General features: G+C 64.8%; 25 protein-coding genes. 14 read left to right on the top strand and 11 right to left on the bottom strand.

The window, feature by feature from the left end; genetic code table 11:
* Positions 1–200: 200 nt before the first annotated feature.
* Both pgi and LQV39_RS21655 read left to right on the top strand, forming a co-directional pair.
* Positions 201–1,841: a glucose-6-phosphate isomerase gene (gene pgi, locus LQV39_RS21650; RefSeq protein WP_230029073.1), complete on the top strand. Its 1,641-nt coding sequence runs from the start codon at positions 201–203 to the stop codon at positions 1,839–1,841.
* A gap of 19 nt (positions 1,842–1,860) precedes the next feature.
* A complete protein-coding gene (locus LQV39_RS21655) occupies positions 1,861–2,757 on the top strand; it encodes an SMP-30/gluconolactonase/LRE family protein (protein WP_230029078.1) in 897 nt (298 codons plus the stop codon).
* A gap of 602 nt (positions 2,758–3,359) precedes the next feature.
* Here the strand turns inward: LQV39_RS21655 and LQV39_RS21660 are convergent.
* Genes LQV39_RS21660 through LQV39_RS21670 form a run of 3 tightly spaced genes read right to left on the bottom strand, consistent with a single transcriptional unit; the run spans position 3,360 to position 4,761 of the window.
* Positions 3,360–3,743, bottom strand: coding sequence for a hypothetical protein (locus LQV39_RS21660; protein WP_230029084.1), 384 nt, complete (start codon positions 3,741–3,743; stop codon positions 3,360–3,362).
* On the bottom strand, positions 3,740–4,258 hold the full coding sequence (locus tag LQV39_RS21665; protein WP_230029091.1) for a penicillin-insensitive murein endopeptidase: 519 nt from the start codon (positions 4,256–4,258) through the stop codon (positions 3,740–3,742). Before LQV39_RS21665 ends, LQV39_RS21660 begins: the two co-directional genes overlap by 4 nt.
* Positions 4,259–4,269: 11 nt before the next feature.
* Positions 4,270–4,761, bottom strand: a complete 492-nt coding sequence (locus LQV39_RS21670; protein WP_230029097.1) for a type VI secretion system tube protein Hcp — start codon at positions 4,759–4,761, stop codon at positions 4,270–4,272.
* A gap of 286 nt (positions 4,762–5,047) precedes the next feature.
* Here LQV39_RS21670 and zwf point away from each other — a divergent pair, with 286 nt between their 5' ends.
* From zwf to LQV39_RS21690, 4 genes are read left to right on the top strand one after another with little or no spacing between them, the layout of a single operon-like run.
* Entirely contained in the window at positions 5,048–6,517 is a 1,470-nt protein-coding gene (gene zwf / locus LQV39_RS21675) for a glucose-6-phosphate dehydrogenase (protein WP_230029104.1), read from the top strand.
* Positions 6,518–6,530: 13 nt separating this feature from the next.
* The gene (locus tag LQV39_RS21680) at positions 6,531–7,385 is read left to right on the top strand and encodes an SIS domain-containing protein (protein WP_230029111.1); all 855 of its coding nucleotides are present in this window, start codon (positions 6,531–6,533) and stop codon (positions 7,383–7,385) included.
* Positions 7,386–7,394: 9 nt separating this feature from the next.
* The gene (locus tag LQV39_RS21685; RefSeq protein ID WP_230029117.1) at positions 7,395–8,018 is read left to right on the top strand and encodes a glutathione S-transferase family protein; all 624 of its coding nucleotides are present in this window, start codon (positions 7,395–7,397) and stop codon (positions 8,016–8,018) included.
* A 27-nt stretch (positions 8,019–8,045) separates the two neighbouring features.
* A complete protein-coding gene (locus LQV39_RS21690; RefSeq protein WP_230029123.1) occupies positions 8,046–8,747 on the top strand; it encodes a YjjG family noncanonical pyrimidine nucleotidase in 702 nt (233 codons plus the stop codon).
* A 9-nt stretch (positions 8,748–8,756) separates the two neighbouring features.
* Here the strand turns inward: LQV39_RS21690 and LQV39_RS21695 are convergent, their stop codons facing one another.
* Entirely contained in the window at positions 8,757–9,332 is a 576-nt protein-coding gene (locus LQV39_RS21695; RefSeq protein ID WP_230029130.1) for a porin family protein, read from the bottom strand.
* An 88-nt stretch (positions 9,333–9,420) separates the two neighbouring features.
* A complete protein-coding gene (locus LQV39_RS21700; protein WP_230029135.1) occupies positions 9,421–9,849 on the bottom strand; it encodes a hypothetical protein in 429 nt (142 codons plus the stop codon).
* Positions 9,850–9,962: 113 nt separating this feature from the next.
* On the opposite strand from LQV39_RS21700, the gene LQV39_RS21705 reads away from it, so the two are divergent.
* Positions 9,963–10,460: a GAF domain-containing protein gene (locus LQV39_RS21705; protein ID WP_230029141.1), complete on the top strand. Its 498-nt coding sequence runs from the start codon at positions 9,963–9,965 to the stop codon at positions 10,458–10,460.
* 151 nt (positions 10,461–10,611) lie between these two features.
* On the top strand, positions 10,612–11,541 hold the full coding sequence (tal, locus tag LQV39_RS21710) for a transaldolase (protein WP_230029148.1): 930 nt from the start codon (positions 10,612–10,614) through the stop codon (positions 11,539–11,541).
* A 177-nt stretch (positions 11,542–11,718) separates the two neighbouring features.
* Here the strand turns inward: tal and LQV39_RS21715 are convergent, their stop codons facing one another.
* Both LQV39_RS21715 and LQV39_RS21720 read right to left on the bottom strand, forming a co-directional pair.
* The gene (locus LQV39_RS21715) at positions 11,719–12,315 is read right to left on the bottom strand and encodes a carboxymuconolactone decarboxylase family protein (protein ID WP_230029161.1); all 597 of its coding nucleotides are present in this window, start codon (positions 12,313–12,315) and stop codon (positions 11,719–11,721) included.
* 19 nt (positions 12,316–12,334) lie between these two features.
* Positions 12,335–13,528, bottom strand: a complete 1,194-nt coding sequence (locus LQV39_RS21720; protein ID WP_230029168.1) for a YbfB/YjiJ family MFS transporter — start codon at positions 13,526–13,528, stop codon at positions 12,335–12,337.
* 64 nt (positions 13,529–13,592) lie between these two features.
* Here LQV39_RS21720 and LQV39_RS21725 point away from each other — a divergent pair, with 64 nt between their 5' ends.
* On the top strand, positions 13,593–14,489 hold the full coding sequence (locus LQV39_RS21725) for a LysR family transcriptional regulator (RefSeq protein ID WP_230029175.1): 897 nt from the start codon (positions 13,593–13,595) through the stop codon (positions 14,487–14,489).
* 58 nt (positions 14,490–14,547) lie between these two features.
* Here LQV39_RS21725 and LQV39_RS21730 read toward each other — a convergent pair whose 3' ends face one another.
* Together LQV39_RS21730 and LQV39_RS21735 are read right to left on the bottom strand one after the other, a co-directional pair.
* Positions 14,548–14,991, bottom strand: coding sequence for a hypothetical protein (locus tag LQV39_RS21730; protein ID WP_230029182.1), 444 nt, complete (start codon positions 14,989–14,991; stop codon positions 14,548–14,550).
* Positions 14,988–15,512, bottom strand: a complete 525-nt coding sequence (locus LQV39_RS21735; RefSeq protein ID WP_374199456.1) for a TetR family transcriptional regulator — start codon at positions 15,510–15,512, stop codon at positions 14,988–14,990. The genes LQV39_RS21730 and LQV39_RS21735 overlap by 4 nt, the downstream gene beginning before the upstream one ends.
* A gap of 257 nt (positions 15,513–15,769) precedes the next feature.
* Here LQV39_RS21735 and LQV39_RS21740 point away from each other — a divergent pair, with 257 nt between their 5' ends.
* The 5 genes from LQV39_RS21740 to LQV39_RS21760 all read left to right on the top strand — a co-directional run bounded on the left by LQV39_RS21740 (position 15,770) and on the right by LQV39_RS21760 (position 24,350).
* Positions 15,770–16,987 carry an efflux RND transporter periplasmic adaptor subunit gene (locus tag LQV39_RS21740; RefSeq protein ID WP_230029196.1) on the top strand — a complete coding sequence of 406 codons (1,218 nt, stop codon included), beginning with the start codon at positions 15,770–15,772 and terminating at the stop codon, positions 16,985–16,987.
* An 18-nt stretch (positions 16,988–17,005) separates the two neighbouring features.
* Positions 17,006–20,167 (top strand): efflux RND transporter permease subunit, encoded by a 3,162-nt coding sequence (locus tag LQV39_RS21745; protein WP_230029203.1) that lies wholly within the window; start codon positions 17,006–17,008, stop codon positions 20,165–20,167.
* Positions 20,164–21,591, top strand: a complete 1,428-nt coding sequence (locus LQV39_RS21750; RefSeq protein ID WP_230029210.1) for an efflux transporter outer membrane subunit — start codon at positions 20,164–20,166, stop codon at positions 21,589–21,591. Before LQV39_RS21745 ends, LQV39_RS21750 begins: the two co-directional genes overlap by 4 nt.
* Positions 21,592–21,696: 105 nt before the next feature.
* Positions 21,697–22,611: a M28 family peptidase gene (locus tag LQV39_RS21755; protein ID WP_230029212.1), complete on the top strand. Its 915-nt coding sequence runs from the start codon at positions 21,697–21,699 to the stop codon at positions 22,609–22,611.
* Between the two features lie 131 nt (positions 22,612–22,742).
* Entirely contained in the window at positions 22,743–24,350 is a 1,608-nt protein-coding gene (locus tag LQV39_RS21760) for a methyl-accepting chemotaxis protein (RefSeq protein WP_290368619.1), read from the top strand.
* Here the strand turns inward: LQV39_RS21760 and hemW are convergent.
* Positions 24,286–25,530: a radical SAM family heme chaperone HemW gene (hemW, locus tag LQV39_RS21765; protein ID WP_230029214.1), complete on the bottom strand. Its 1,245-nt coding sequence runs from the start codon at positions 25,528–25,530 to the stop codon at positions 24,286–24,288. The genes LQV39_RS21760 and hemW overlap by 65 nt on opposite strands.
* Positions 25,527–26,117 (bottom strand): RdgB/HAM1 family non-canonical purine NTP pyrophosphatase, encoded by a 591-nt coding sequence (rdgB, locus tag LQV39_RS21770; RefSeq protein WP_230029216.1) that lies wholly within the window; start codon positions 26,115–26,117, stop codon positions 25,527–25,529. Before rdgB ends, hemW begins: the two co-directional genes overlap by 4 nt.
* Positions 26,118–26,154 lie beyond the last annotated feature (37 nt).

Below are 26,154 nucleotides of genomic sequence, written 5' to 3' on the forward strand. Positions count from 1 at the left end.
ATGCGGGCGCCCCGTTTTCGCATGATGCATCGGGATATTCGAATGTTGACCGCGGGAACTTGGTGCCCGCCCTACGTAGGGTGGGCGTCCCATGCCCACGCAGCTGCGCAACACAATTTGTAGTGATTTTACGCCCGCTTCCTGTATGATTCGATAACCTGCACAAAATGACATCATACCGTCCGTCGTCACCACTACCTATGCGCCAACCTATCCTCACCAGCACCACCAGCTACCAGTCCCTCCGCAATCACGCTTCCCAGGCCAGAGAATGGCAGATGCGCGAGCTGTTCGCACAGGATCCGCAGCGCTTCGAGCGCCTGTCCACTGAAGCGGCCGGGCTGTTCCTAGACTATTCAAAAAACCGTCTGGACGGGCGCACGCTTGAACTGCTGGCCGAGCTGGCGCGCGAGCGCGGCGTGGAGCGCCTGCGCGATGCGATGTTTGCCGGCGAGAAGATCAACCTGACCGAAAACCGCGCCGTCCTGCACACCGCCCTGCGCGCCCCGCGGACCAGGGCCTTCGAGCTCGATGGCCAGAACATCACCGGCGACGTGCACGCCGTGCTGGACCGCATCAAGACCTTCAGCGACAGCGTGCGCAGCGGCGCCTGGCTCGGCCACACCGGCAAGCCGATCACCGACGTCGTCAACATCGGCATCGGCGGCTCCGACCTCGGCCCGAAGATGGTCTGCCTGGCGCTGCGCCAGTTCGCCCATCCGCGCCTGGCCATGCATTTCGTCTCCAACGTCGACGGCCACGACATGGACGCCGCGCTGTCGCGCGTGAACCCGGAGACCACCCTCTTCATCATCGCCTCGAAGACCTTCACCACGGCCGAGACCATGATGAACGCGAACACCGCGCGCGCCTGGTTCCTGCAGCAGGCGCCGGAAGAGGCCCTGGCGAAGCACTTCGTCGCGGTCTCGACCAACGTCGAAGCCATCAAGACCTTCGGCATCGATCCGGCCAACATGTTCCCGTTCTGGGACTGGGTCGGCGGCCGCTATTCGGTGTGGTCGGCGATCGGCCTGCCGGTCGCGCTGTCCGTCGGCTTCGGCTACTTCAGCGACCTGCTGGCCGGCGCGCACGCGATGGACGAGCACTTCCGCACCGCCCCGATCGAGCAGAACCTGCCGATGATCCTGGGCCTGGTCGGCTTCTGGAACCGCGAGTTCCTGGATTGCGCCTCGGTCTCGATCGCACCCTACCACCAGGACCTGAACCGCTTCCCGGCCTACCTGCAGCAGCTCGACATGGAAAGCAACGGCAAGCGCGTCACGCGCGCCGGCGACACCATCACCGACTACGACACCGGCCCGGTGATCTGGGGCGACGTCGGCACCAACGGCCAGCACGCCTACTTCCAGCTGCTGCACCAGGGCACCGACGTGACGCCGATCGACTTCATCGCCGCCCTGCGCCCGGCCCACGAGTTCCACAACCACCACGCGGCCCTGCTGGCCAACTGCTTCGCGCAATCGGAAGCCTTCATGAAGGGCAAGACCGCGGACGAAGTGCGCCAGGACCTGGCCGGCCAGCCGCTTGATGAGATCGAGCGCCTGGTGCCGCACAAGACCTTCCCCGGCAACCGCCCCAGCAACACGATCCTGATGGAATACCTGACCCCGGCCACGCTGGGCGCCCTGATCGCGCTGTACGAGCACAAGGTCTTCGTGCAGGGCGCGCTGTGGGACGTCAACAGCTACGACCAGTGGGGTGTCGAGCTGGGCAAGGTGCTGGCCAAGAAGATCGAGGCGGAGCTCAATGGCGAGGCACAACCGGCCCAGCACGACAGCTCGACCAATGGCCTGATCGCGCGCGCCAAGGCCGCCGTCTGAATCCCGGGGAGGATCGATAATGAAAACCGAACAATTCGTGGTGGTGCATGACGAACCGATGAAGACCGGCGAATGCCCGATCTGGCATGCGGTCGAATCCGCTCTGTACTGGGTCGACATCCCCGACTTCATGGTGCACCGCCTGCACCCGGCCAGCGGCAAGTACTCGTCCTGGAAGATGGACAGCGAGCCCTCCGCGCTGGCGATCGACGTCGACAACAACCTGGTGGTGGCGACCCGTAACGGCTTCGTCTACCTGAACACCAGCACCGGCGAAGCCGAGGACATCGTCCCGGCGCCCTACGACACCAAGCGCATGCGCTTCAACGACGGCCGCGTCGACCCGGCCGGCCGCTTCTGGGTCGGCACCATCTACGAACCGCGCGACCAGCCCAAGGCCGAAATGTACGTGCTCGAGCAGGGCAAGCTGCGCCAGGCCTGGGCCGGCGGCATGACCAACTCGAACGGCCTGGCCTGGACCCTGGACGGCAAGACCATGTTCCACGCCGACACCACCAGCCACCGCATCGACGTCTACGACTACGATTTGGCCACCGGTACCCAATCCAACGGCCGCAATCTCGTCACCTTCGAAGCCGACAAGACCAGCGGCACCTACGGCGGCCGCCCGGACGGCGCGGCGATCGACAGCGAAGGCAATTACTGGATTGCGATGTATGAGGGCGGGCGGATCCTGAAATTGTCGCCGACCGGGGAATTGCTGCAGCAGGTCGATTTGCCGGTGAAGTGCCCGACTGCGGTGTGCTTTGGCGGGCCGGATTTGCGGACTTTGTATGTGACCAGTGCTTGCGGCGGGCGTCCGCAGGAGGAGCTGGCGGCGCTGCCGAATAGTGGGAAGGTGCTGGCCTTCCGGGTGGATGTGGCTGGGTTGGAGATGCCGGAATACCGCGGCTGAGCAATCTGGTCGGGCCGCTCGTTCAATCGGACCGGCCTTGGTAGCATACCTGCATGGGGTGCAGGTGGTCGGATGTTCGAAGTCTCTTGTCGCGACCCATCGGATCAAGAGTAAGGTCCCCCATCGTGCTACTAGAAACATAGCGAAGATGATCCATGGTCGAATTTGACTTCTGCAAAATGACCGACCATGAGATTACGACATTCGTGGTTGAACATTACGACGAGTTCGGCGAACATCAGCCTCCATCGTACGACAGGATCCTGTCTTTCGAGAGGCCGATCTTCGTTCGCCGCCCTTATGGATTCGCGATCTATCGTCGATCAGTGTGGCCGAAAGACGCTGTTCTTTCATATCTATTTGTAAAGCCTAATTTTCGCAGGTCGGGAACATCAAGGTTGTTCGTACATGAAGTACTCGCAGAAATCGGCGAGCCTTGTGTTTTGATGTGCTACTCGGCTTTCCGGCGAGATTTCTTCGTGAAGTGTGGATTCAAACCTCGCGAGCATGACGCCGTCGATGGGTCATTCGTCATGTTCTATGATCCAACGTCCGGATAGCCACTTTCAGCTTCAGCCGTTAAGAAAATTTAGGCTCTTGATTCAACAGATCGACCCGTAAGTCCCCTTCCCGCTAATCACGTTCAGCCCGAAAGTGCATGAATAGCCGTCTTCCTTAGTATAAATACAGCCAAGATCGCCTCTACGCCTTTCGCGGTAATCGGCGGCGGAACTGCAGGCAGCTTCCTTCTTTACGTCCGGGCCGATCTGATTGAACAGGTCCTTTGCAAGCTGCCCGGTGAACATGAAAGATATTTTCCAATCTTTCTGGGTTGGCGGAGTCATTTCCCCCAAAGTCCCGCCATACACGTAGTAATCACCTTTCAACGGTGTGGCGCCATAACGGCCCTCCTCTTTCTTTTCGGCGGCCTGTGCGAGTGAAATCAGCAAGCACAAGGTAGCGATGGCCAGCAAACGCACTTTCATGGCCGCTCCCAAATCTCGATATGAATGTGATCATCGTGCCCGCGCATGGATCGCACGCGGCCACCCAGCGCCTGCTGCACCTTGTCGTCGTTGAAGAAGACCTTGCTGACCATCGGATGCCCTAAAAACAGACCAAGCAGCCTGATCGTAGCGTCACGATCATAAGTAGCATCGAACCGCGAGACGCGCGCGGCCTGGCCGGTGAGCTTGTCCTTTCGGACTGGGCGTATGTCCATCTCGATGCCCTTCTGGTGGCTATCGTGTTCGTATTTTCGCCCCTCGGCGAGACTGATATTCCCGATGCCGAACTTGCGATCGTCAATGGCCTGCCATTCGCGCTCGATATGGAAAATCAAGGACAGCAAGTTGGGATGAGCATACTGCGCAAGGTGTCCCGTTCCAGGAACACCTCCTACGTTGCCGTAGACGTAGTATCCAGCATCCTCCGGCGCCTGAGGCAGCATGAAATAGCCACGCCGATCCCTGGGTTGAATAGGAACTCCCACATTAGACATGGCAGTTCTCCTCAGGCGCACTTGTTACAGGCCAGATCCCAGCCGCCGGCGGTATTCCCACCTGCGCCTCCACCGATCTTCTGCTGCGTATATTTCCACTTAACTTTCGAAAACCGTAGGCCAATGTCGTCATGCAGGAAGCTGCCATCGCCAATGGTCTGATCCATGTTCGCAATGATGACGTTTTCCAACTCGACCTCGTAATACTTGACTGGCTTGCCGTCACCATCGGCGCGCATGAACTCCAGCTTTGCCTTCGGAATGGTCTTCCCCATCGAACAGGTTTGCATGAGGACCGGCGAAGCGAGGTCGGCCAACTTGGAGAGCGTAAGAGTGCGATGTTCGCACCGCTCCGCCGTATGTCCACCTGCTGTAGATGCAGTCGCGCTTCGAGGTTGGCTGACGCCCCAGTGCGCTGAGCTGACTTCGATCCAGCCTTGGTGGGCAGCGTCAGCGGATTCGCCCTTAATGCCATCAATTTGCAAGTAGACGTCGATAGCCATCGTTATCTCCACGATTAATAAAGCGGAAATTGTCGTCCAACTATCCTTCGGAGACGTTGGCTTGCCACAACCTAAATAAACAGCTAGTGTTGATTGGTATAGCACGCGTTCTTTTTAGCTATCACCTACCCGATACGCATCAGCCATCCTGCGCCTCTCCCCCAATGAATGTGGCACCATATGCCACCAAAACGCCTTCGGACGTAGTAAATTTACTTGCGCAACCAATAATTGTGTAGTAAATTTACAATCAAGATTACACCCACCTCTTCACGATCAGACACCCATGGCTCTTTCCGATTTCGATCTCGTTTTCTTCGGCGGCAGCGGCGACCTCGCGATGCGCAAACTCTTGCCCGCGATGTACGCGCGTGACGTCGCCAATGACCTCCCGGCCACCGCCCGCATCATCTGCGTGGGTCGCGAAGACATGACGCAGGAAGACTTCCTGCAAATGATCGAGACGAATTCGAAGCCGAACGTCAAGGAAACCGTCGACGAAGCCGCGTGGAAGAAATTCCTGGAACGGATCACCTGGGTGGCCGTCGATGCTGTGAACCTGCAGAGCTACGCAGCCCTGGCCGACGCCCTGCGCAAGGACGAGTCGTTGACCCGCGTCTATTACCTGGCGACGCCGCCTTCGCTGTTCGCCCGGATCTGCGACAACCTGGCCGCCAGCGGCCTGGCGACCGCCAACTCGCGCGTGGTGCTGGAAAAGCCATTGGGACGCGACCTCGAATCGGCCAAGCAGATCAATGCGGAGGTCGGCAAGGTCTTCGCGGAATCGCAGATCTACCGGATCGACCACTACCTCGGCAAGGAGACCGTGCAGAACCTGCTGGCCCTGCGCTTCGGTAACGTGCTGTTCGAGCCGCTGTGGCGCCGCGAGTGGATCTCGGACGTGCAGATCACCATCGCCGAGAAGATCGGCGTCGGCAACCGCCTGGGCTACTACGACAATTCCGGCGCGCTGCGCGACATGCTGCAGAATCACTTGCTGCAGCTGCTGTGTATCGTCGCCATGGAACCGCCGACCTCGATCGCGCCGGACGCCGTGCGCGATTCGAAGCTGCAGGTGCTGCGCTCGCTGAAGCGCTTTACGCCGACCACGCTGGCGCAGAACATCGTGCGCGGCCAGTACCGGTCCGGCTACGTCGACGGCCAGCCGGTGCCGGGCTACCGCGACGAGCCGGGCGCGCCCAAGCAGTCGAAGACCGAGACCTTCGTCGCCATGAAGGCCGAGATCGATACCTGGCGCTGGGCCGGCGTGCCCTTCTACCTGCGCACCGGCAAGCGCATGGCCGACCGTCTGGCCGAGATCGTCGTGCGCTTCAAGCCGATCCCGCACTCGATCTTCAACCAGCCGACTTCGAGCTTCCAGCCGAACTCGCTGGTGATCCGCCTGCAGCCGGACGAAGGCCTGTCGCTGAACCTGATGTCGAAGACGCCGGGCGACGGCATGCGCCTGAAGCAGGCCGAGCTCGAACTCGACTTCCGCGAGCAGTTCAAGGCGCCGCGCATGGAAGCCTACGAACGCTTGCTGATGGACGTGCTGCGCGGCCAGCTGACCCTGTTCATGCGCGGCGACGAACTGGAAGCCGCCTGGGAATGGGTCGAGCCCATCCTCGATTACTGGGAGCAGGACGACACCTCGCCGGTGCCCTATTCCTCCGGCACCTGGGGCCCGGCCGCGTCCAGCGCCCTGATCGGCCGCGACGCCCTGCAGTGGCGCGAAGAAGCGCTGCCGGAAGATTAAGGACCCGATCACCGTGCTGCTCGATTCCATCCGCACCCAGCTCGATTCGCTGTCGAAGTCCGAGCGCAAGGTGGCGCTCGCCGTGCTGGCCTCGCCCAACGGCACCGTCAGCCAGAACATCACCGCGCTGGCGCGCGCCGCCCAGGTCTCGGAACCGACCGTGGTGCGCTTCTGCCGCACCCTCGGCTACGACGGCTGGCACGAGTTCAAGCTGAAACTGGCGCAAGGCCTGGCGCTGGCCTTACCCGGCGCCAGCGAACAGCCGGCCCAGGACGACCTCGCCGCCGACCTCGTCAACAAGATCTGCAGCCGGTCCATCAACACCCTGCTCGACCTGCGCAACAACCTGAAGCCGGAGCTGATCCAGAAGGCGCTGGACATCCTGTCGCGCGCCAACAAGATCGAGTTCTACGGCCAGGGCACCTCGGGTTTTGTGGCCGCCGATGCCCAGCACAAGTTCTTCCGCTCCGGCGTCCCGACCATCGCCTACACCGACCCGGCGATCCACGCGATTGCCGCAGCCCTGCTGCATGAGGGCGACGTGGTGGTCGTCATCTCCCAGCGCGGCAACAACCCCTCGCTGGTACGCTCCGCAAAACTCGCGCGCCGCGGCGGCGCCGAGGTGATCGTGCTGGCGCCGTCCGGCACGCCGCTGGCGGACATGGCCAGCCTCCTGATCCCGATCGACCTCGTGTTCGCGACCGATCCCTACACGCCGATCTCGGCGCGCCTGGCCTACCTGGTCGTGATCGACGTGCTGGCGGTCGGCCTGGCCCTGCAGCGCGGTCCGGAGTTCCGCAAGAAGATGCAGAATGCGCAGAAGGCGCTGCAGGAATTCGACATGCAGTTCGATTCCTTCATTGGTTAAGCTGCGCGGATGATCACGGTCTGGGGCAACGCCGATTCCATCAACGTCCAGAAAGTGCTGTGGACCTGCGAAGAACTGGCGCTCGACTACCATCGCATCGACGCCGGCCGTCACTTCGGCGTCGTCGGCACGCCCGCCTTCCGTGAGCTGAATCCGAACGGCCTGGTGCCCACTATCGACGACGATGGCTACGTGGTCTGGGAATCCAATACCATCGTCCGCTATCTCGCTGGCCGCTATGCGCAGGATGGCTTGCTGCCACGTGAAGCACGCGCGCGCGCCGACGCCGAACGCTGGATGGACTGGACCAATTCCACCCTGTGGCCGGCCCTGCTGCCCCTGTTCCGCGCCTTCATGCGCACGCCCGCGAACGAGCGCGATCCGGCGCGGATCGAGCAGCAGCGCCTCGCCGCCCTCGGCACCATGCGCATCCTCGACGATCACCTTGCCGGACGCGATTACGTCGGCGGCGGCGCTTTCACGGTGGGCGACATCGCGGCCGGGTGCGCGGCCTGGCGCTGGTTCGCCCTGCCGATCGCGCGCGAATCTCTGCCCCATCTGCAGCGCTGGTTCGAGCGCCTGGCCGAACGCCCGGCCTTCCGCAAGACGGTGATGGCCCCGTTGACCACGTGAAGCGCGTGCTGGGCTAAACTAGTGCGGATGAAACACACTCTCTTCCTCTTCGACCTCGACGATACCCTCCTCGACTTCAAGGCCTCCGAACAGCTGTCCTTCGTGCGCACGCTGGAAGCGCTCGGCCTGCGCGAGGGCATCGACACCCTGTTCCCGCAATACCAGGCAATCAACATCGCCCTCTGGCGCGAGTTCGAGCTGGGCGCGGTCTCGAAGGACTTCCTGAAAGTTGAACGCTTCCGCCGCACCTTCGCGCAGAACGGCCTCGAGCTCGACGCAGCAAGCGCCAGCCACCTCTATCTCGAATCCCTGTCCGACACCGTGGTGCTGATCGACGGCGCCAGGCAGGTCTGCGAAGCCCTGTGCGCGATCGGCGAAGTCGGCATCATCACCAATGGCGTCGAGCACATCCAGACCCGCCGCATCGCCAGCTCGGGCTTGAAAGACCACATCTCCTTCGTCTCGACCTCGGAAGCCTGCGGCTACGCCAAGCCGGACAGCCGCTTCTTCGACTACGCGGCGAAGATGGCGCGGGCTTTCGCCCACCACGAAACCGTGATCGTCGGCGACCGGCTGGATGCCGACATCCTCGGCGCCAACCGCTTCGGCATCGACAGCTGCTGGTTCAATCCGGCGCAGCTGGCGAACGAATCGGAGGCAGTGCCCACTTGCGAAGTGGGCAGCCTGCACGAGATCCTTCCCGCCTTGAAGAAGCTGGCCGCGGCCTGATCGGGCTGTTTAAAAGTTGAACCTCGCCGCCAGGGTCCAGACGTCCGGCTTGGCGCCGAAATCCTTGCTCTTGCCGTAGCGCTCGTACTCCCCGATCAGGGCCCACTGCGGATTGATGTTCCATTGCAGGCCGACGCCTGCGTAGATGCCGGTATCGTTGTCGTCGTCGACGCCGACGAAGGGATTGCTGTCGAGCTTGCGATGGCTGTAGGCGATGCCCAGTTTGCCGAAGACCTCGGCCTGCGGGTGGATCGGCCAGTGGCCCTTGCCGGCCAGATAGACGCCATAACCCTTGCTGCTGCCGCGCCCCGGGACGCCGGCGATGGTGTAGCTGAAATCGGAACTGCGGAAGTCGGTATAGCCGGCCTCGACGCCCCACAGCGGGTCGAGATCGACGCCGCCGAAGACTTTGACGGACGCCTTGTAATCGTCATGGTCGACGTTGCCGATGCCGCCCAGCGAGTATTTGTGGTCGGCGAAGGCGGCGCCGATGCCGACATAGCCGCGTGGGGCCTGGGTCGACTGCGCATGCGCGGTGCCGAACGCGGCCGCGCCCACGATGAGTGCAAGAACGAATTTCTTCATGGGAACTCCTCTCTGGTTGAACCTGATGTTCCGCTTAGACGTGGCGGGAACAATCAGGTTCGGCGAGACGGAGTGATGCCGCGCAGGGTCAGGCTTGCCGGGCGCGCTCCACCGCGGCGTCGAAGGCGGCGCGGTCGGAGGTGACGGTAATGAGATTGCCCGTCTTGGACAGGTGCTGGGAGATCGATACGACCAGGTTCATGTAGCGCGAACCGGTCAGCACGGACACACGCTTGAGCTGGGTGCGGCAGTTCGAAAAGAACTGGGTCCACTCCTTGCTGACCTCGGTCGCCACCAGCGTGGTCTTTTCTGCGTCCACCAGCAACTCGAGCGGCTGGCTGCGCAGGATTTCCATGCGCATCTCGTCGAGGGCTGCCTGGCCGAACTGGCCGTTGTCCTGGCCGCTGATCGTGACCAGCAGGACGCCCGGACGCAGGCGCCGGAACCTGAAGCTGCCGGCGGCGGAGGAGAGCTCGACGAGTCCGTCCGGATGGGTGATCCTGGAAAATTGATTCATGGCTGAGAAAGTGGTGCCGAATGCAAAATTATAACTGGTCCGGGGCCTCCCAGCGCGACGGCGCACCCTGCCGTAAAATACGCGTTTCGACATCGCCAAACGCCGTCACCGCCATGCACATCAATCCCGAACGCAGCACCCGCCCCGACTACGACCTGCTGGTACGCCAGGTCGCCAGCGTCCTCGAAGGCGAGCGCGACCTCACCGCCAACGCCTCGCAGTTCTCGGCCCTGGTCTACGACACCCTCGCCGACCTCAACTGGGCAGGCTTCTACCTCACCGTGCCCAGCAAGAAGGGCGAAGGCCAGGACCTGCTGGTCGGCCCCTTCCAGGGCAAGCCGGCCTGCGCCCGCATCCCCTTCGGCCGCGGCGTCTGCGGCACCACCGCCGTGAAGCAGCAGACCATCGTGGTGCCGGACGTGCACGCCTTCCCGGGCCACATCGCCTGCGATTCGGCCTCGGCTTCGGAGATCGTGATCCCGGTCATCAAGGATGGCAAGCTGGTCGGCGTGTTCGATATCGACAGCCCGAAGCTGGACCGTTTCTCGGATGAGGACAAGGCCGGCCTGGAAGCGATGATTGCGGCTTTCCTGGACGCTACCGACTGCTGATGCAGGATGGTGGGCAGGGGCTGCCCACCCTACGGGGATGGCGCCCGCGCGCTACCTGGCCTTGCGCCGGCATGCGTTTTTTCGAATAAATCGCCCGCTGCCGGTACGGTACAATCACGGCATTCGTATCTCACATCACTTTCCACGCGCTATGAACCAACTCGAACAGCTCAAGCAGTACACCACTGTCGTCGCCGACACCGGCGACTTCCAGTCGATCAAGGCCTACGCGCCGCAGGACGCGACCACCAACCCGTCGCTGATCCTGAAAGCCGTCCAGAAGCCGGAATACCGTCCGCTGCTCGAAAAGGCCGTTGCCGATGCCAAGGGCGCCGGCGTCGATGAGATCGTCGACCGCCTGCTGATCGCCTTCGGCGTCGAGATCCTGAAGTTCGTGCCGGGCCGCGTCTCGACCGAGATCGATGCCGCGCTGAGTTTCGATACCGAAGCCACCGTCGCCAAGGGCCGCGAACTGATCGCCCTGTACGAAGCCGCCGGCGTCAAGCGCGAGCGCGTGCTGATCAAGATCGCCTCGACCTGGGAAGGCATCCGCGCCGCCGAGATCCTGGAAAAGGAAGGCATCCGCTGCAACCTGACCCTGCTGTTCTCGCTGTGCCAGGCCATCGCCTGCGCCGAAGCGGGCGTGCAGCTGATCTCGCCTTTCGTCGGCCGCATCTACGACTGGTACAAGAAATCGACCGGCACCGACTACCAGGGCGCCGACGATCCGGGCGTGCAGTCGGTCAAGCGCATCTACCAGTACTACCGCAAGTTCGGCTACAAGACCGAGGTGATGGGCGCGAGCTTCCGCAATACCTCGCAGATCCTGGAACTGGCCGGCTGCGACCTGCTGACCATCTCGCCGGACCTGCTGCAGAAGCTGGCCGACGCCGATGGCGCCATCGAGCGCAAGCTGGTGGCCGATTCTTCGGCGGACATCGAGAAAATCGCGATGGATGAAAAGACCTTCCGCTTCATGCTGAACGAGGATGCGATGGGTACCGAGAAGCTGTCGGAGGGCATTCGCGCGTTCGTGGCGGATTCGCTCAAGCTGAAGAAGATGATCGAGGAGCTGCGCTGATCGATTTGTGACTGCGCGTCATAAATAGAGTCACCGTCGTTCCTTAGTTTCACCGTCGTCCCCGCGCAGGCGGGGACCCAAGTTCTGCGTGCGTTACGTTAGCGCTTACAAACTTGGGTCCCCGCCTTCGCGGGGACGACGTTTTAAGGCGCGGGGACGACGTTTTGGGGCTAACGCTTAACCAGGAAACGCCGTCATGCCAGGCGTATTCGAACCCGCCGGCCCCGGCGTCCGCGCCACATTCATCACCCAGCACACCATCGTGAAGTAGCCGATCAGCGCGGTCAGCTCCACCGTCCCCGGCTCGCCGAAGTGCGCCACCGCCTCGGCATAGGTCGCATCGCTCACGCCATTCCTCAGCATCAGTTCGGAAGCAAAATCGACGGCGCAGGCCTGGTCGCCGGGCAGCTCGCGTGGGCGGCGTCCCGATCCCAGCGAATAAATTGTCTCTTCCTTCACGCCGGCCTTGATCGCCAGCGGCGCGTGGGTCTGCCACTCGAACTGGTTGCCGGTCTCGCGCGACACCACGCAGATCGCGAGCTCGCGGATCGCGTCCTTCAGGCTGCCGTGGAAGCGCAGCGTCTCGCCCGTCTTGCCGATGTGTTCCATCAGCGCCGGCACCTGCAGCAGCGGCACGAAGGGGCCGAAGATGGCCTTGCGCGGGCCGTTGATGATGGCGTCGGCGGCAAGCTGCTGGGCCTCGCTCATGCCCTCGCGGGCGGGCAGCGGCAGGCGCTCGTTGGTCATCGGGCCGAAGCCCTGTGCGGTGCTCATGATTTCTCCTTGTCGACGATTATTCGGGACGGCGCAAACGCCACAGATAGACAGCGCTGGCCAGCAATCCCAGCGCCGACAATGCCAGCGCCAGCTTCAGCGCCCCGGCCTCGCTGGAGGTCAGGCGCGCGATGCCGGCGCTGACCAGCGGACCGGCCAGCTGGCCGAGCGCGAAGCCGGCCGTCATCCGTCCCAGCACGCGCGTGGCCTGGCCCTCGGCGCGCGCCCTCGCCTCCTGCATGCCGACCATGGTGATGACCATGAAGGTGCCGCCGACCAGCAGCGCGGCCAGGGTCACGCTCGTCAAGGACGTCCACACGGCCGGCAGCAGCACGCCGATGGCCATCAGCACATGGGCAGCGGCCCACACGCTCAACCGGTTGGCGCGGGCAAGGCGCCAGGACACCAGCACGGTGGACACCGCCGCCGCAGCGCCGAACACCGGCCAGGCGAGGCCGAACACATGCGGGTCGTCGACCAGCTGGCGGGCCAGCGCCGGCAGATAAGTCGCGGGCAGGATGTAACCGAAGCCGAACAGGGTGTAGCACACGATCAGGCCGCCGGTCCCGGAGGGCGCCGCAACTGAGACCGGAGCAGCAGCGGCAGTAGCGGCAGGCGCAGGCGGTGAAGGCAGACTACGGCTCAGCACCAGCGGCAGCACGGACGCCAGCGCGCCCAGCGCCGCCAGCCCGATCCACATCTGCGGCGAAGGCAAGGTGGTCCCCAGCAGCAGGCAGAACAGGCCGGCAGCAGCGATGCCGATGCCGACGCCGGAGAACTGCACGCCGGCCAGGTCGGGCCGCCCGAGCGCCGCAAGCCAGCCCAGTCCCCAGGCGCTGGTCGCGACCAGGGTCCAGGCGCTCATCACGCCGGCCAGGAAGCGCAGCACTGCCCACCAGAAGCCGGACACAGTCCAGCCGACCGCCGCGGTGATGATCACGGTGCCGGCCAGGCCCAGCGCCAGCAGCAGCGCCGGCTTGATGCGGATGCGGGCCGCGACCAGGGCCCCGGCCAGGTAGCCCAGGTAGTTGGCGGCGGCCAGCATGGCGCCGGCGTGGCTGTCGATCAGGCCATCCCGCACCATCAGCGGAAACAGGGGCGTGAAGGCGAAGCGGCCGATTCCCATGGCGACGGCCAGCGAGATCATGGCAGCCGCGCAGACCGCCGCAGTGGTGCGTCCCGAGCGGACGCTTGCTGAAAAGATGGTGTCCATATCGCCATTAAAGCGCACTCTGTGCGCGCTGACCAATGAATAAAAGTGGACTATCATTCTCCTTATGAGAACGATCGACCTTGAAGCCCTGCTGATCTTCCGTACCGTCGTCAGCGAGGGCGGCGTGAACCGGGCTGCGGAAAAGCTGCACCGCGTGCCCTCCAACGTCACCACCCGCATCCGCCAGCTGGAAGAATACCTCGGCGTGCGCCTGTTCCGGCGCGACGGCCGTTCGCTGAGCCTGACCGGCGAGGGCAAGACCCTGCTGAACTACGCGACCCGCCTGCTGCGCCTGGCCGACGAAGCCGTCGACGAACTGCGCACCGGCAGGCCGCAGGGCGTGTTCCGGCTTGGTTCGCTGGAGAGCACGGCCGGCAGCCGCCTCGCGCCCATCCTGTCGCGCTACCACGATGCGCATCCGGGCGTGGTGGTGGAACTTGTCACCGGGACGACCGGGGCCCTCCTCAACCGCGTGCGCAATTTCGAGATCGAGGCGGCCTTCGTCTCCGAACCCTTCACGGCGCCGGAACTGCAGGCGCTGCCGGTGTTCCGCGAAGAGCTGGTGCTGATCACGCCGCGCAATGCCGCGCCTGTGCGCACGGCGAAGGATCTTGGACGCCTGACGATGATCGCCTTCGCCCACGGCTGCTCCTACCGCCGGCGCCTGGACGACTGGCTGGGCAGCGAGGACGTGGTGGCCGAGCGGGTGCTGGAATTCGGCTCCTACCAGGGCATGATCACCTGCGTGGCGGCGGGCACCGGGTTTGCCGTCGTGCCGCAGAGCGTGCTGGGCGCGCTGCATGCGACGGACAAGGTCAGGCAGCACAAGCTGCCCGAGCGGATCGCGGCCAACTGTACGCACCTGGTGTGGCGCGGCGAAGCTTCGCTGGCGCTGGAGGGATTGATCGAGATGCTCGCCGTCGCCCCCGCGGAGGCGGGGGCCCATACTGAGCTGGCTTAATCGCCTCCCGCTTTCGCGGGAAGTCGTTTCCGGCAGTGCCGGGAACGACTTCCATTGCTCATTTCTTCCGATGAAACCGTCGTGAGCTGACCGGCTTGCCGTTCACGTAGCCGATCACTTCGATATGCCGGGTGTCATACACCAGCGGATAGCGGATGCGCGTGTCCTCGCCGGCGCGGCCGCAGGTACTGCTGCGCAGCTGAAGCAGATAAGTCGGGATGCTGCCCTTGACCCCGGCCAGGAATTTGGTGCCGCGGCCGTCCACGTACACCGTGCCGGGCCTTTCCTGCTTTAGTACGAACTCCTGCACGCAGACTGGCGTCGTCTTGCCCGGTCCGCTCCAGCGCATCTTCTCGCCGTCGATCGTCAGGACCGTGTAGGCGGCGGCCGGCGCCTTCGGGTTATCGTCCAGCAGCCAGCGCCCGGCGAACGGCAGGGACTGCGCCTGTACGGGGGCCGGAAAACAGGCCAGGCCGCAGAGCAGCGCGAACAGGAACTTCATGCCCGCCCCGCCCGCAAGCCTTCCATGTACGGATCGATCACGCACTTCCCCAGCTGCAGCAGATCGAAACTCTGCGGCGCGAACATCCAGTTGCGGATCATCCCGTCGATCATGGTCCACATCGCCAGCGCGATCCTGGCCGCGTCGACGTTCTTGCCGATCAGGCCCTGGTCCGCGGCCAGCTTGATCTGGCGTTCGGCGCGCGCCATCCATTGCCCCAGGTTGTGCTGGCGGCGGCAGCGTACCGCGTCCATCTCGTCGACGAATTCGACTTTCAGGGTGGCGATCTCGAACACGCGGCGCGCCCCCGGATCCTCGACCGTGCGCCGCAGCACCGCCAGCATGTACTCGCGCAGGTCGGCCAGGGGGTCGCCCGACGCGGCTTCGTCGAGCACCTTCAGCTCGGCCTCCAGCGGCAAGGTGGCGCGCTCCATCATCGCGTTGAACAGGGCGCCTTTGTCGTCGAAGTGCCAATAGATTGCGCCGCGCGTCACCCCGGCGGCGGTTGCGATATGCTGCAAAGTCGTCCTCGACACGCCCTGTTCAACAAACAATTTTTCTGCGGCATCAAGAATGCTGTCACGCGTGGCAGCGGCCTCTTCTTTGGTTCTGCGGGCCATAATCGCCTATCTCCAAAATTGGTGGATCGAAAACATTAAACATACACTCGTGATAGTATATCTCTGTTTACACAAAAAACAGTGACGGATCGTTCCACGGTGCCAAAGTAGTGCCTCTGGGCGATTTTGTCCTTTTTTCAACAAGAAGGAAGCACTTAATGCGCTCTGCCCCCTCCTCTACCTTGAACCTGACCAGGATTGCCGCCTGCACCCTGACCGCCCTGGCCCTGTTGTCGGCCTGCGGCAAGAAGGACGACGCCGCTGCCGGCGCCGCTGCCGCCAAGATGCCGCCGCCGCAAGTCGGCGTCATCACCACCAAATTCCAGCAGGTCGCCCTCCAGACCGAACTGCCCGCCCGCGTCGAAGCGATCCGCGTGGCCGAAGTGCGCGCCCGCGTCAGCGGCGTCGTCCTGAAGCGCCTGTTCACCGAAGGCAGCATCGTCAAGCAGGGCCAGTCCCTGTTCCAGATCGATCCGGCGCCTTACCAGGCACAGGTCAACAGCGCCCAGGCCGCGCTCGGCCGTGCCCAGGCCACCCAGGCCTCGGCCGCCGCCACCGTCGAGCGCTACAAGCCGCTGGTCGAGGCCAACGCCGTCAGCAAGCAGGAGTACACCAATGCGGTCGCCGCCGCCAAGCAGGGCGAGGCCGACGTCAACGCCGCCAGGGCCCAGTTGCGCATCGCCCAGATCAACTACGGCTACGCGAACGTGTACGCCCCGATCTCGGGCCGCATCGGCCGCGCTCTCGTGACCGAAGGCGCACTGGTCTCGGCCACCGAGGCGACCCAGATGGCGCTGATCCAGCAGACCGACAACGTCTACCTGAACATCACCCAGTCCGCCGCCGAGCTGCAGCGCCTGCGCAAGAGCGCCGGCAACCGCGGCATCGATTCGGCGATCCCGGTGTCGGTGATCCTCGACGATGGCACTGAACTCGGCCGCAAAGGCAAGCTGCTGTTCTCGGACGTGACCGTCGACCCGAGCAGCGGCCAGGTCACCCTGCGCGCCCAGGTGGCGAACGCGGACAGCGCCCTGCTGCCGGGCCAGTACGTGCGCGTGCGCCTGGCCCAGGCCGAACTGCCGTCGGGCATCCTGGTGCCGCAGCAGGCCGTAACCCGCGGCGGCCAGGCCGGGGACACCCTGATGGTGGTCGGCGCGGACAACAAGCCGACCCCGCGCACCGTCAAGATCGCATCCCAGGAAGGCAGCAACTGGGTCGTCACCGATGGCCTGAAGGAAGGCGAGAAAGTGATGGTCGACGGCTTCCAGAAGCTGCAGATGCTGCCGCCGGGCACCCCGGTGCAGCCGGTGCCGTGGACGTCGCAAGCGCCGGCCGCCGCCGCTCCCGCAGGTGCGCAGGCCAACGCGGCTAAATAATAGAAACAGGATTTTCCCATGGCTCGTTTTTTTATTGACCGCCCCATTTTCGCCTGGGTGATCGCGCTGTTCATCATGGTGCTCGGTAGCGTCGCTATCAAGCAGCTGCCGATCGCGCAATATCCCACCGTGGCGCCGCCTTCGATCGTGGTCAGCGTCGCCTACCCCGGCGCTTCGGCCCAGACCCTCGAGGATTCCGTCATCTCCGTGATCGAGCGCGAGATGAACGGTTCCCCCGGCATGGTTTACATGGAGTCGACCAGCCAGGCCAACGGCTCCGGTTCCATCACGATCTCCTTCGAGACCGGCACCGATCCCGACCTGGCCCAGGTCGACGTCCAGAACCGCCTGTCGCGCGCGGCCCCGCGCCTGCCGGCGGCCGTGACCCAGCAGGGCGTGCGCGTGGATAAAGCGCGCGCAAACTTCCTGCTGTTCACCATCCTGTCGTCGGACGACCCGAACTGGGATCCGATCGCACTGGGCGACTACGCCTCGCGTAACGTGCTGCCCGAGATCCAGCGGATCAAGGGCGTGGGCCAGGCCCAGCTGTTCGGCACCGAGAAGGCGATGCGCATCTGGATCGATCCGGCCAAGCTGGTCGGCTTCAAGCTGTCGTCCGCCGACGTCAACAACGCGATCCGTGCCCAGAACGCCCAGGTGGCCTCCGGCACCATCGGCGACCTGCCGCTGAACCTGGGCCAGCAGATCTCGGCCACCGTGGTGGTGAGCGGCCAGCTGTCGACCGTCGAACAGTTCGGCAACATCGTGCTGCGCGCGAACCCGGACGGCTCCACCGTGCGCCTGAAGGACGTGGCCCGCATCGAGATCGGCGGCCAGGCCTACACCACGTCGGCGCGCCTGAACGGCAAGCCGTCCAGCGGCATCGGCGTGCAGCTGTCGCCGACCGGTAATGCGCTCGAAACCGCGAACCTGATCAAGGCCCGCATGAACGAGCTGTCGAAGTACTTCCCGCACGGGATGAAGTACGCGATTCCTTACGATTCGACCAAGTTCATCCAGATCTCCATCAGCCAGGTCATCGAGACCCTGATCGAGGCCGTGATCCTGGTGTTCATCGTGATGTACGTGTTCCTCCAGAACATCCGCTATACCCTGATCCCGACCCTCGTGGTGCCGGTCGCCCTGCTCGGCTCCTTCGCGACCCTGCTGGCGCTGGGCTTCTCGATCAACGTGCTGACCATGTTCGGCATGGTCCTCGTCATTGGTATCGTGGTCGACGACGCCATCGTGGTGGTGGAGAACGTCGAGCGCATCATGTCCGAGGAAGGCCTGCCGCCGCTGCTTGCGACCCGCAAGGCCATGGGCCAGATCTCGGGCGCGATCATCGGCGTGACCGTGGTGCTGATCTCGGTGTTCGTGCCGCTGGCCTTCTTTGCCGGCGCGGTCGGCAACATCTACCGCCAGTTCTCGGCGGTGATGGTGTCCTCGATCGCCTTCTCGGCCTTCCTGGCGCTGTCGTTCACGCCCGCCCTGTGCGCGCACCTGCTGAAGCCCGTCGAAGCCGGCCACCACATGGAGAAGCGCGGCTTCTTCGGCTGGTTCAACCGCACCTTCAAGACCGGCGCCAAGCGCTATGAAGGTTTTGTCGGCAAGATCCTGCGCCGCACCGGCCGCGCGCTGGTCGTGTTCGTGCTGCTGCTGGGCCTCGTCGGCCTGGTGTTCACCAGGATGCCGAACTCCTTCCTGCCGAACGAAGACCAGGGCTACATCATCGCCAACATCCAGCTGCCGCCGGGCGCCACCGCCGAGCGCACCGATGCCGTGCTGAAGGCCGCCGAAGCCTACGTGCTGAAGCAGCCGGAAGTCGCCAACATGGTGTCCGTGACCGGCTTCTCGTTCTCGGGCCAGGGCCAGAACATGGGCCTCGCCTTCATCCCGCTGAAGTCCTGGGACGAACGCAAGGCCAAGGGCTCGGACGCACAGAGCCTGGCCGGCCGCATCACGGGCCACCTGATGGGGCTGCGCGACGCCTTCATCTTCGTGGTGAGCCCGCCGCCGATCCCGGAACTGGGCCGCGGCGCCGGCTTCTCCTTCCGCCTGCAGGACCGCGGCGGCCTTGGCCACGCAGCCCTGCTGCAGGCGCGTAACCAGCTGCTGGGCATGGCGATGCAATCGCCGGTCCTGACCGGCATCCGCCCGGAAGGCCTGGAAGACGCGCCGCAGCTGCAGCTCGAGATCGACCGCGACAAGGCGCAGGCCCTGGGCGTGACCTTCGATGCGATCAACAGCGCGATCTCGACCTCGCTGGGTTCGAGCTACGTGAACGACTTCCCGAACGCCGGCCGCCTGCAGCGCGTGGTGGTGCAGGCCGACGCCAAGGACCGCATGCAGCCGGAAGACCTGCTGCGCCTGAACGCGATGAACAACAAGGGCCAGCCGGTGCCGCTGTCGGCCTTCGCGAGCACGAAGTGGATCAACGGTCCGCAGCAGACCAGCCGCTACAACGGCTACCCGGCGATGAGCATCACCGGCGAACCGAAGGCGGGCTATTCGTCCGGCGACGCGCTGCAGGAAATGCAGAACCTGGCGGCCAAGCTGCCGGCGGGCTTCGCCTACGAATGGACCGGCCAGTCGCGCGAGGAGATCCTGTCCGGCTCCACCGTGTTCGTGCTGATCGGCTTCTCGCTGCTGGCGGTGTTCCTGGCCCTGGCCGCGCTGTATGAAAGCTGGTCGATCCCGGTCTCGGTGCTGCTGGTGGTGCCGCTGGGCGTGCTCGGCTCGCTGCTGGCCGCAACCATGCGCGGCATGCCGAACGACGTCTACTTCAAGGTCGGCCTGATCACCGTGATCGGCCTGGCGGCGAAGAACGCGATCCTGATCATCGAGTTCGCGAAGGACCTGCAGGCGCAAGGCAAGTCGCCGATCGAAGCGGCCATCGAAGCTGCCCACCTGCGCTTCCGACCGATTATCATGACCTCGCTGGCCTTCATCCTCGGCGTGCTGCCGCTGGTGATCGCGGGCGGCGCCGGTGCGGCCTCGCAGCGCGCCATCGGTACCGGCGTGATGGGCGGCATGATCACCGCGACCGCACTCGGCGTGTTCTTCGTGCCGGTGTTCTTCGTGGTCATCCGCAGCATCTTCAAGGGCAGCAAGCGCCAGCAGGAGATCTACGAACACCATGCCGACAGCGCCGGCATTGCGAAGGAAGAGATTAAATGAAAAAGATGAAAAACGTCCTGACTCCCCTCGTCCTGGCCCTGACCCTGGCAGGCTGCGTCAACCTGGCGCCCAGGTACGAGCGCCCGGCCGCCCCGGTGGCCGGCGCCTTCCCGACGGTGGAAGGCACCGTCCACAGCGGCAACCCGGTCGCGAATGAAGCGCCGGCCAGCATCGCCTGGCAGCGCTTCTTCGTCGACGCCCGCCTGCAAAAGCTGATCCAGCTGGCGCTGGAAAACAACCGCGACCTGCGCGTGTCGATCCTGAACATCGAGCAGGCCAGGGCCGCCTTCCAGATCCAGCGCGCGGCGCGCTTCCCGGCCATCAATGCCGGCCTGACCGCCAGCCGCGCCTCGACGGCCGGCGATGCGCCCCTGACCAGCGTCTACCAGGCCGGCGTGTCGGTCACGGCCTTCGAGCTCGACCTGTTCGGCCGCGTGCGCAACCTGAGCGACGCCGCGCTGGCGCAGTACCTGGCAACCGAGGAAGCGCGCAAGACGGCGCAGATCAGCCTGGTCGCCACCGTGGCCAATACCTACCTGGCCCTGCTGGCCGACAAGGAGCTGCTGGACCTGACCCGGCAGACCCTCAAGACGCGCGAGGAATCGCTGCGCCTGTCCCAGCTGCGCTTCGAGAACGGCGTGATCTCCAAGCTGGACCTGCAGCAGGCCGTGTCGCTGGTCGAGCAGGCCCGCACCGTGCTGGCCCAGCAGCAGCGCCTGATCGCGCAGGACACGAATGCGCTGACCCTGCTGGTCGGCCAGACCATCCCGGACAGTCTGCCGCCGGGCGCCACCCTGGCTGCGACCAACCTGCCCGACCTGCCGGCCGGCATGCCGTCCGACCTGCTGATCTCGCGTCCGGACATCCGCTCCGCCGAGCAGCAGCTGATCGCGGCGAATGCCGACATCGGCGCGGCGCGCGCGAACTACTTCCCGCGCATCTCGCTGACCGGCAGCGCCGGCAGCGCCAGCTCGGAGCTGTCCGGCCTCTTCAAAGGCGGCTCGTTCGGCTGGAGCTTCGCGCCGCAGGCGATCCTGCCGCTGTTCGACTTCGGCGCCCGCCGCGCCGGCGTCGAGAGCGCGAAAGCCGGCCGCGACATCGCCGTGGCCCGCTACGAGAAGGCGATCCAGTCCGCCTTCCGCGAAGTGTCGGACGCGCTGGCCGGCCAGGCCACCTTCAGCGAGCAGCTGCGCGCCCAGCAGGCCGTGGCGGCCGCGGAAGCCGACCGCTTCAACCTGTCGGACCTGCGCTACCGTAACGGCACCGCCAGCTACCTCGACCTGCTGGATGCCCAGCGTTCGCTGTTCACCGCCCAGCAGCAGGCGATCGAAGCGAACCTGGCGCGCCTGCAGAACCAGGTGACGCTGTACCGCGTGCTGGGCGGCGGCTGGAGCGAGCCGGCGAACACGACCGCCGCGCGCTGAGTTACTTCGCATAATTGAAAGCGCCCTGCCGGGGCCGGACTTGCGATTTCGGTATGATGAAATCGCAGTCCGGCCCCGGTCTTTTTTTGCGGCGTCTTTCATGCCATGCGAACCTTTCTACGCGCACATTGGAAAGTCCTCGTCGCCATCATCCTGCTGGTGCTGCTGGCGCTGTTCACCATGACGCCGGGCGCCGCCGTGATGCCCGAGCCGTCGCTGGCCTTGCGCCTGCGCGCCCACGCGGCGGCCATCGCCTCTGGTGAAGGTGACACGGCGCGCTACATCGAGGGTGTGCTGCAGGGCGAGGGCTATGCGGTGCGGCGCCAGGAATACCAGGCCGGCGCCAGGCGCGTCCGCAATATCGAAGTGTCGGTGGCGAATCTCGCGCCGCATGCGAAGCCGGCGCGCATCTTCATCGTCGGCGCCCGCTACGACGCGGCGCCGCTGGCTGCCGCCGCAAGCGACAAAGGCAGCGGCGCCGCGGCCGTGCTGGAGCTGGCGCGCCTCTTGAAGGACCTGCACCCGAGCCAGGGCACGGAAGTGAAGTTCGTCTTCTTCGTCGACGAGACGCCGTCCGGACTCAAGGGCGAGGACCTGGGCAGCACCGGGGACGCCGGCGCCTCTCCGGTGCTCGCTGCCGTCGGCTGGTATTCGCTGCGCCACGGCCGCAAGCCGGATGCCGCACGCACGGACTCGGGCAACTTCATCGCCTTCGTCGGCACGCTGGAGGCATCGCGCCTGGTGCAGGATGCGCTGTCGGCCTTCCGCGCCGTCTCCGACTTTCCCGCCCATGGCCTGGCCGCGCCGGCCTACGTGCAGGGCGTGACCTTCTCGGACCGCGCCGCCGTCCGGCGCTTCGGCTATCCGGCCATCATGATCACGGACACCGCCTTCATGCGCTATCCCTACTATCACATGGGCGAGGAAATTCCGGACCAGCTCGATGCCGAGGGCACCGCGCGCGTGGTGCGGGGCCTGGCGCGCACCCTCACCCGGCTCGCCGCGGGGGCGCAAACCTGACGCGGCATATTTACGACAGTGCGCACCGTCTGTGCAAATAGTTTTTCCATACCGCAAGTAAATATTGCATACTTTCCTCGCATAGCGCGCAAAAGCGCATGATTAAATAAAAAATAAACAAGAGGGGACAAGTGAAATATTTTCTGCGCCATACCCGCATCGGCACCCGTCTATCCATCGCCTTTGCACTCATCCTGGTACTCGCCACCGTCGCCACCGGTTCCGCCCTGATGGCCGCCGGCGCCAACGCCGACGCCACCGAAAAGATGCTGGCCGTGCCGCTGGCCAAGGAGCGCCTGGTGTCGGACTGGAACGTCAACACCTATTCCGCCATCGTGCGCACCTCGCTGATCGCGCGCAGCACGGACACGACCCTGAGCACCGTGTTCGCCAAGGACATCGCCGACAGCGTGACCGCCAGCACCGAGATCATCAAGAGGGTCGAGCCCCTGCTCGACTCGCCGGAAGAAAAGGCCCAGCTGGCGACCGTGCAGTCGCTGCGCGCCAAATACCAGGCGGCCAAGGTCGAGGTCATGGATGCGAAGAAGGCCGGCGACGCCGACACCGCCGAGCGCCGCTTCAACGAAGGCTTCGCCCCGGCCGCACAAGCCTATTCGGCCGCGCTGAAGGAATTGCTGGCGATGCAGCGCCGGACCATCGACCAGATGGCGCACACGAGCCGCGCCGCCACCGACTACCGGGAAAAAATCATCCTGCTGCTGAACGGCCTGATGATCGCGCTGGGTGCCTTCGGCGCGGTGGCGATCACGCGCAGCATCATCCGTCCGCTGTCGCGCGCCGTGATGGTGGCCGAGACGGTGGCCGGCGGCGACCTGACGGGCTCCTTCGACAACGGCCGCCAGGACGAGATCGGCGACCTGATGCGCGCCATGCAGGGAATGAACGACGGCCTGGCCAGGGTGGTGGCGGAAGTCAAGGAAGGCACGCGCACCATCGCGGCCGGCAGCACCGAAATCGCCAGCGGCAACCTCGACCTGTCGAGCCGCACCGAGCAGCAGGCCAGCTCGCTGGAAGAGACCGCGGCCTCGATGGAAGAACTGACCTCGACCGTGCGCCACAACGCGGACAATGCCAACCAGGCCAACCAGATGGCGCAGGCGGCTTCGCAAGTTGCCGCACGCGGCGGGGAGATCGTCGGCCAGGTGGTGCAGACCATGGGCGCCATCGACGGCGCCTCGCGCAAGATCGTCGACATCATCGGCGTCATCGACGGCATCGCCTTCCAGACCAATATCCTTGCCCTGAACGCGGCCGTGGAAGCGGCGCGCGCCGGCGAACAGGGCCGCGGCTTCGCGGTCGTGGCCTCCGAAGTGCGCAACCTGGCGCAGCGCTCGGCCACGGCGGCGCGCGAGATCAAGGGTTTGATCGGCGACTCGGTGACCCAGGTGAACGCTGGCACGGTGCTGGTGCAGCAGGCCGGCGCGACGATCGAGGAAGTGGTGGCCAGCGTGGCGCGCGTGACCGACATCATGGCCGAGATCACCGCCGCCAGCCACGAGCAGAGCGCCGGCATCAACCAGGTGAATGCCGCCATCACGCAGATGGACCAGGCCACCCAGCAGAACGCGGCGCTGGTCGAGGAAGCCGCCGCGGCGGCGTCCAGCATGCAGGACCAGTCGGCGCGGCTGGAAGAGCTGATGCGCCGTTTCCGAATCACTCAGTCAGGAACATCTCCTGCAAATCGTTCAGGAAGCGCTGCCCTAAGTCTGTCGGCTTGATGAGCTTGAAGTCGCGGTAGATCAGGCCCTTGCCCTCGGCTTCGTTGAGGGCTTTTTCGATGGCCGTGATCGACATGCCGGTGCGCTCGCCGAACAGGTTCGGGTCGAAACCGCCGGTCAGGCGCAGCGCGTTGAGCATGAACTCGAAGCCCATCTCGCCGCGCGTGATCTCGTGCTCCTCGCTCACCGCATTGCCCTTTTGCGCGGCCTCGATGAACGAGGCCGGCTGCTTGTAGCGCGCCTGGCGCAGCACGCGGTGCGGGAAGGACAGCTTCGAATGGGCGCCGGCGCCGATGCCGAGATAGTCGCCGAAGTGCCAGTAATTCAGGTTGTGGCGCGCCTGGTGTCCCGGCTTCGCATACGCCGAGACCTCGTAGTGTTCGTACCCCGCCCCCTTCATCGTCTCCGCGATCATGTCCTGGATGTCGGCGCTCTCGTCGTCGCTCGGCAGCTGCGGCGGATACTTGGCGAACACCGTGTTCGGCTCCATCGTCAGGTGGTACAGCGACAGGTGCGGCGGCGCCCAGGACAGCGCGGTGGCGATGTCCTGCTGCGCTTCAAGCAGCGTCTGGCCGGGCAGCGCGTACATCAGGTCGAGGTTGAAGGTGTCGAAGTTGGCCTGCGCGATGTCGACTGCCTTGCGCGCTTCGTTCTCGTCGTGGATGCGGCCCAGCGCCTGCAGGTGCCGGCCGTTGAAGCTCTGGATGCCGATCGACAGGCGGGTGATGCCGCTGGCCCGGTAGGACTTGAACTTCTCGGCCTCGAAGGTGCCAGGATTCGCTTCCATCGTGATCTCGGCATTGATCTCCAGCGGCAGCAGAGTGCGCAGGTCGGACAGCAGCCGGTCCAGCGCGGCCGCCGACATCAGGCTGGGCGTGCCGCCGCCGATGAACACGGTGTGGATCTTGCGGCCCCAGATCAGCGGCAGCGACTGTTCGAGGTCGGCGCGCAGCGCATCCAGGTATTCCTGCTCCGGGATCGGGCCCTTCGATTCGTGCGAATTGAAGTCGCAGTAGGGGCACTTGCGCACGCACCAGGGCCAGTGGATGTACAGCGACAGCGGCGGCAGCGCGGCCAGGTTGAGGGAACCGGGCTGCAGGTATTTCAATGCGGCGGTAGCCGGCGAACGTGGTTCGGTGCTGGCCGGGGCGCCGTTGCCGACGGGTTTGATCGGGATCATTTCAGTTTCAGCTTCTCGACCAGGGCGCGGATCGCCTGGCCGCGGTGGGAGATGGCGTTTTTCTCGCTTGGGGCCAGCTCGGCGGTGGTCTTGCCCAGGTCCGGGATCAGGAAGTAAGGATCGTAGCCGAAGCCGTTTTCGCCGCGCGGGGCGTCGACGATCTGGCCGCGCCAGACGCCGTCGGCGATGACCGGCTGCGGATCGTCGGCATGGCGCACGTAGACCAGCACGCAATAGTAATAGGCCGACTTGTCGGCGTGCGCCGCCAGGTCCTCGATCAGCTTCGCGTTGTTGCGGGCGTCGGATTTCGGCTCGCCGGCGTAGCGCGCCGAATACACGCCGGGCGCGCCGCCGAGGGCGTTCACGCACACGCCGGAATCGTCGGCCAGGGCCGGCAATCCGGTCAGGCGCGCGGCGTGGCGGGCCTTCTGCAGGGCGTTCTCGACGAAGGTGCCGAAAGGCTCCTCGGCTTCCGGGACATTGAATTCGCCCTGCGGATGCAGTTCGAAACCGATCGGGGCCAGCAGCTGGGCGAATTCCTTGAGCTTGCCCGCATTGTTGGAGGCAAGGATGAGGCGTTGGGTCATGGTCGTGTTGAATAGCGCGGGGAAGGCGCTATTTTAA

Source organism: Massilia sp. Bi118 (assembly GCF_918697865.1).
Lineage (GTDB): Bacteria > Pseudomonadota > Gammaproteobacteria > Burkholderiales > Burkholderiaceae_D > Telluria.